This is a genomic window from Mycobacterium sp. TH-M103 (genome assembly GCF_057473785.1).
This window is the reverse complement of sequence record NZ_JBYCLG010000271.1, coordinates 1-4,045: the sequence shown is the minus strand read 5'-3', so window position 1 is coordinate 4,045 and position 4,045 is coordinate 1. Positions and strand designations below refer to the sequence as shown.

Here is a 4,045-nt window from a genome sequence, read left to right as displayed (position 1 = left end):
GCTGCAACTCGCCGGGATCGCTGGTCGTGCTGTTCCAGACGTCGGCGTACTGCGCGACCAGGCGCAGCGTCTTGCGCTCGCCGTCGCCGCCGATCAGCACGGGGGGCCGCCGCACCGGTTGCGGTACACAGATCGTCTCCGCCAGCCGGTAATGCTTGCCGTCGTAGGGCCCGTTGTCGTCGCTCCACATCTGGGCGCAGATCTGCAACGTCTCCTCCAGCATCTCGAAGCGCGCGCTCAGCGGCGGATACGGGATGCCCAGGGCGATGTGTTCGCGGTCGTACCACGCCGCGCCCAGGCCCAGCAGCGAGCGGCCACCGGAGAGCACGTCCAGGGTGGTCACCGCCTTGGCCAGCAGGCCGGGATAGCGGTAGGTGACACCGGTGACCAGCAGCCCCAACTCGATCGTCGAGGTACGGCCGGCCAGAAAGCCCAGGGAGGTGTACCCCTCCAGGAACGGGTCGTCGGCGCGTCCGACGTTCTCCATCTGGAACAGATGATCGGCCAGGGTGAACAACGTCGCGCCGCCGTACTCGGCGGCCGTGGCCGCGTCGGCCAGCGTGGGCCCCAGGGCCGCGGGGTCGCCGGGGAGAAAGTCGATGAAATGCACTCCCAATTCCATTGCTGCTAAAACCCTTTCATCACTCGGTCAAGCGCTCCAGCAGCGACAACGCGTCGAGGATGACGCGGCGTTCGCGTTCGGTGTAGCGCTCCTGCATGGTGCGCGCCAGCCATTCCTCCCGGGCCTGGCGGTCGCTGGCGGCACGCTCACGGCCCGCCTCGGTCAGCGAGATGACCTGGCGCCGACCGTCTTCGGGATCCGGGGACCGCTCGATGAGCCCGCGCCGGCCGAGGGCGGCGACGATGGCGGCCATCGACTGGGGCCGGATCCGCTCGGCACCGGCCAACACCCCGGCCGAGGAAGGGCCCTCTTTCCAGAGCCGGATGAGCACCGCCGTCTGGGACGGCGTCAGGTCGCCGTCGACCGCGACCTCGCGCAGCCTGCGCCGCAGCCGGCCGATCACCACGCGCAGGTCGCGCGCGGCCGCCGCCGCGGAATCGCCGGTACCGTCCATGCCGCCAAGGCTAATTTAGTCAGTCAAAACTGTCCAGTCTTGACTGACTAAATCGGCGAGCGGGCGTCGCTACGTCATGCAGACGTCGGAGAACAGCAGCACCGGCCAGGACACGATCGAGCCGAGGAACGACACGACGAGGTCGGCGCCCTGCATGCCGCGCAGGTGGTCGGTGTGCGTCGCCGACCAGATCGCCCCGACGATCAGGTACGGGGCCCCCAGGATCACCGCCAGTCCCAGCCACTCGGCGACGCTCATCTCGTAGGCCAGTAGCCGCCGCAGCCTGGTGATCAACCCTTTCTCCTCGGCCCCAGCATGATGACCTCGGTCAGGCGGCGCGCCGCCGAGCGCGCGAAGCCGACGCTGTCGCGCCTGACCAGCCGGCCCAGGTCCACGGTGACGGCGTAGGCGGCGTGCACGGCGTACCGTGCCCGCCCCGCGCTCAGTTCCGGGCGCACCGCCGTGGCCAGGCGCGCCCAGGCGTCGACGGTGGACTGCTGAATCGTGTCCAGCATCAGCAACTCCGAGGTGGGCAGGTGGTGGCGCTCGGTGTAGTAGACGTAGGCGACCTCGGGGCGCGCCAACGATCGCGTGACGTAGGAGTCGATCAACTCGGCCAGCGCCCGCCGCGGGTCGGCGATGCGGCCGAGCACCCTGACCACGTCCCCGGAAAGCCGGTCCGCCGCGCGGCGATACGCCGCGGCCAGGATGTCGGCCTTGCCGGGGAAGTGGCGGTACAGCCCCGAGGGCTGCATGCCGACCGCGGCCGCGATGTCGTCCATGCTGGTGTCGCGGAAGCCGCGCTCGTAGAACAGCAGCATCGACCGGTACAGTCGGGTTCCTGGCGCCGGTGTTCCGCGACGCGCTCGGCGTCTCATGGAGCGACGCGCAACAGCGCCGCTTCGAGCGGTTGTTCCTGCTCGTCGCGTCGGTGAACCGCTTCCTGCCGCCGTTCGTGCGGCAGGGCGGCAGCCATGTCCTACTGGCCGACGTGCGGCGCCGGGTGCGGGCCGGCCGGCCGCTGCTGTAGGAGGGGCGGGCATGCGGTCGTCGGGCGCCCACGGAATCCGGCGGGCGCTGGCTCGCCCGGTCAGCGTGGCCGCCGCGCTCGAGCTGGCCACGTGGCTCGCCCTGCCCTACCTCGCGACCGGGGCCGCCTGGGCCTTCGTTCATCCCGACCGCCTCCGCGAACTCGAAACCGCTTGGGAAAAAGCCGTTCCCGCCGGCGCGCAGATCGCCGCGTTCGGCGAGGCGGCGGCCCTGTGGCCGGCGCTGCTGCTGTTGCCCACCGACTGTTCGGCGCGCTAGCCGCTCAGGCCAGTAGCCGCAGGGCGGCGTCGACCGCGAGCGCGGGCACGTCGAGCGTCTTCGACCGCAGGTCGTGCCGCGCGCCGGCGATCTCGACGACCTCGGTCGGCGCGGCGATCAGCGCCGCCGCGGCGCGCAGTTCGGCGATGGTGCCGAACGGGTCCGACGCCCCGTGGGTGAACACGGTGGGCGCGGTGATCTGCGGCAGATGTTCGGTGCGGGCGCGTTCGGGCTTGCCCGGCGGGTGCACCGGGTAGGAGAACAGCGTCAGCAGGTCGACGTCGACGGGCGACGCCTCGCCCGCGGCCACCACCATCGACGTCTGCCGGCCGCCGTAGGAGTGCCCGCCGGCGATCAGGGGACCCCCGGCCAGGCCGCGGCACAACGCGATCGCCTCGACGATCCCGGCGCGGTCGGTGGCCGCCGAACCGGACGGCGGTCCGGTGGGCCGGCGCCGGCGGTAGGGCAGGTCGTAGCGCACCGCCAGCCAGCCGCGCCGCGCCCACTCGTCGCAAACCTGTTGCAGCAGAACAGATTCCCGGTTCCCGCCGGCTCCGTGGGTGAGCACGACGACGCCGCGCGCGGCCCCGGCCGGTTCGTGCGCTGTGCCCGCGATCGGATCGAGGTTCATGACAGCCGGAACAAGGGGGAGACCGGGCCGTGTCCGCGGCCCAGCGGATAGGCGGCGCGCAGGCATTCGGTGACCCACCGCTTGCCGAAGGCGACCGCCTCCGGCACGGCGAAACCGTGCGCCAGCGCGCACGCGATCGCGGCCGCCAGCGTGTCGCCGCCGCCGTGGTCGTTTCCGGTGGGCACCCGCGCGGCGTCGAACGCGTGGAATTCCCCGCCGTCATAGAGCAGATCGCGGCTGTGGCCCGACGACCGCAGGTGCCCGCCCTTGACCAGCACCCATCGCGGGCCCAGCGCATGCAGCGCCGTGGCCGCCGCCCGCTGCGACTGCTCGTCCACCACGTCCACGCCCACCAGCAGCCGCACCTCGTCGAGGTTCGGGGTCACCAACGCCGCGAGCGGGAACAGTTGCTCGCGAAGGCATTCCAGCGCGGACGGCGCCAGGAGCGGGTCCCCGTGCATGGAGGCGCACACCGGGTCGACGACGAGCGGGACCGCCGGCTGCAGCCGACGCCACGTGGCGGCCACCGTGCCGACGATGTCCGCCGAGGCCAGCATCCCGGTCTTGGCGGCCTGGATTCCGATGTCAGTGACCACGGCCTCCATCTGGCCGGCGACGACGTCGCCGGGAACCGCGTGAAAGCCTTTGACCCCCAATGTGTTCTGCACGGTGACTGCGGTGACCGCGACGCAGGCGTGGACGCCGAGCAGTGCGATGGTGCGCAGGTCGGCCTGAATCCCCGCGCCGCCCCCGGAGTCCGATCCGGCGATGGTCAGCACGCGGCGCGGAGTCGTCCCCGGCGCCGGCACAGGCAGGTAATTCACTGCGTGATCGGCAGATACACCCGCTTGCCGTGCTCGGCGAACTCGCGGGACTTCTCGGCCATGCCGTTGGCCAGCATGGCCTCGATATCCTCCTCGGTCTCCAGCCCGTGCTCGGCGGCGAAGTCCCGGACGTCCTGGGTGATGCGCATCGAGCAGAACTTCGGGCCGCACATCGAGCAGAAGTGCGCGGTCTTGGCCGGTTCGGC

7 protein-coding genes and 2 pseudogenes are annotated in these 4,045 nt (G+C 71.6%); 2 read left to right on the top strand and 7 right to left on the bottom strand.

Annotation, left to right across the window (positions count from 1 at the left end; translation table 11 throughout):
• The 4 genes from AC2VOR_RS15310 to AC2VOR_RS15295 all read right to left on the bottom strand — a co-directional run.
• The coding region (locus tag AC2VOR_RS15310; protein ID WP_486964059.1) for an LLM class F420-dependent oxidoreductase at window positions 1-622 on the bottom strand (622 nt) is incomplete at its 3' end.
• 19 nt (window positions 623-641) lie between these two features.
• Window positions 642-1,076 (bottom strand): MarR family winged helix-turn-helix transcriptional regulator, encoded by a 435-nt coding sequence (locus tag AC2VOR_RS15305; protein ID WP_369740891.1) that lies wholly within the window; start codon window positions 1,074-1,076, stop codon window positions 642-644.
• Window positions 1,077-1,145: 69 nt separating this feature from the next.
• Entirely contained in the window at window positions 1,146-1,334 is a 189-nt protein-coding gene (locus AC2VOR_RS15300; protein ID WP_369741784.1) for a hypothetical protein, read from the bottom strand.
• A gap of 32 nt (window positions 1,335-1,366) precedes the next feature.
• A complete protein-coding gene (locus AC2VOR_RS15295) occupies window positions 1,367-1,897 on the bottom strand; it encodes a TetR/AcrR family transcriptional regulator (RefSeq protein WP_369740890.1) in 531 nt (176 codons plus the stop codon).
• Window positions 1,898-1,905: 8 nt separating this feature from the next.
• On the opposite strand from AC2VOR_RS15295, the pseudogene AC2VOR_RS15290 reads away from it, so the two are divergent.
• Together AC2VOR_RS15290 and AC2VOR_RS15285 are read left to right on the top strand one after the other, a co-directional pair.
• Window positions 1,906-2,106 (top strand): annotated as a pseudogene (locus tag AC2VOR_RS15290) (oxygenase MpaB family protein); the annotation flags it as partial.
• A gap of 11 nt (window positions 2,107-2,117) precedes the next feature.
• Window positions 2,118-2,384, top strand: a complete 267-nt coding sequence (locus AC2VOR_RS15285; protein WP_369740889.1) for a hypothetical protein — start codon at window positions 2,118-2,120, stop codon at window positions 2,382-2,384.
• Window positions 2,385-2,388: 4 nt separating this feature from the next.
• On the opposite strand, the gene AC2VOR_RS15280 is transcribed toward AC2VOR_RS15285, so the two are convergent.
• The 3 genes and pseudogenes from AC2VOR_RS15280 to AC2VOR_RS15270 form a co-directional block, all read right to left on the bottom strand.
• Window positions 2,389-3,015, bottom strand: a complete 627-nt coding sequence (locus AC2VOR_RS15280) for an alpha/beta hydrolase family protein (protein WP_369740888.1) — start codon at window positions 3,013-3,015, stop codon at window positions 2,389-2,391.
• Complete coding sequence (thiD, locus tag AC2VOR_RS15275) at window positions 3,012-3,839, bottom strand: bifunctional hydroxymethylpyrimidine kinase/phosphomethylpyrimidine kinase (protein ID WP_369740887.1); 828 nt, start codon at window positions 3,837-3,839, stop codon at window positions 3,012-3,014. Before thiD ends, AC2VOR_RS15280 begins: the two co-directional genes overlap by 4 nt.
• Window positions 3,836-4,045, bottom strand: a pseudogene (locus AC2VOR_RS15270) (phosphomethylpyrimidine synthase ThiC); the annotation flags it as partial. The pseudogene AC2VOR_RS15270 and the gene thiD, both read right to left, overlap by 4 nt.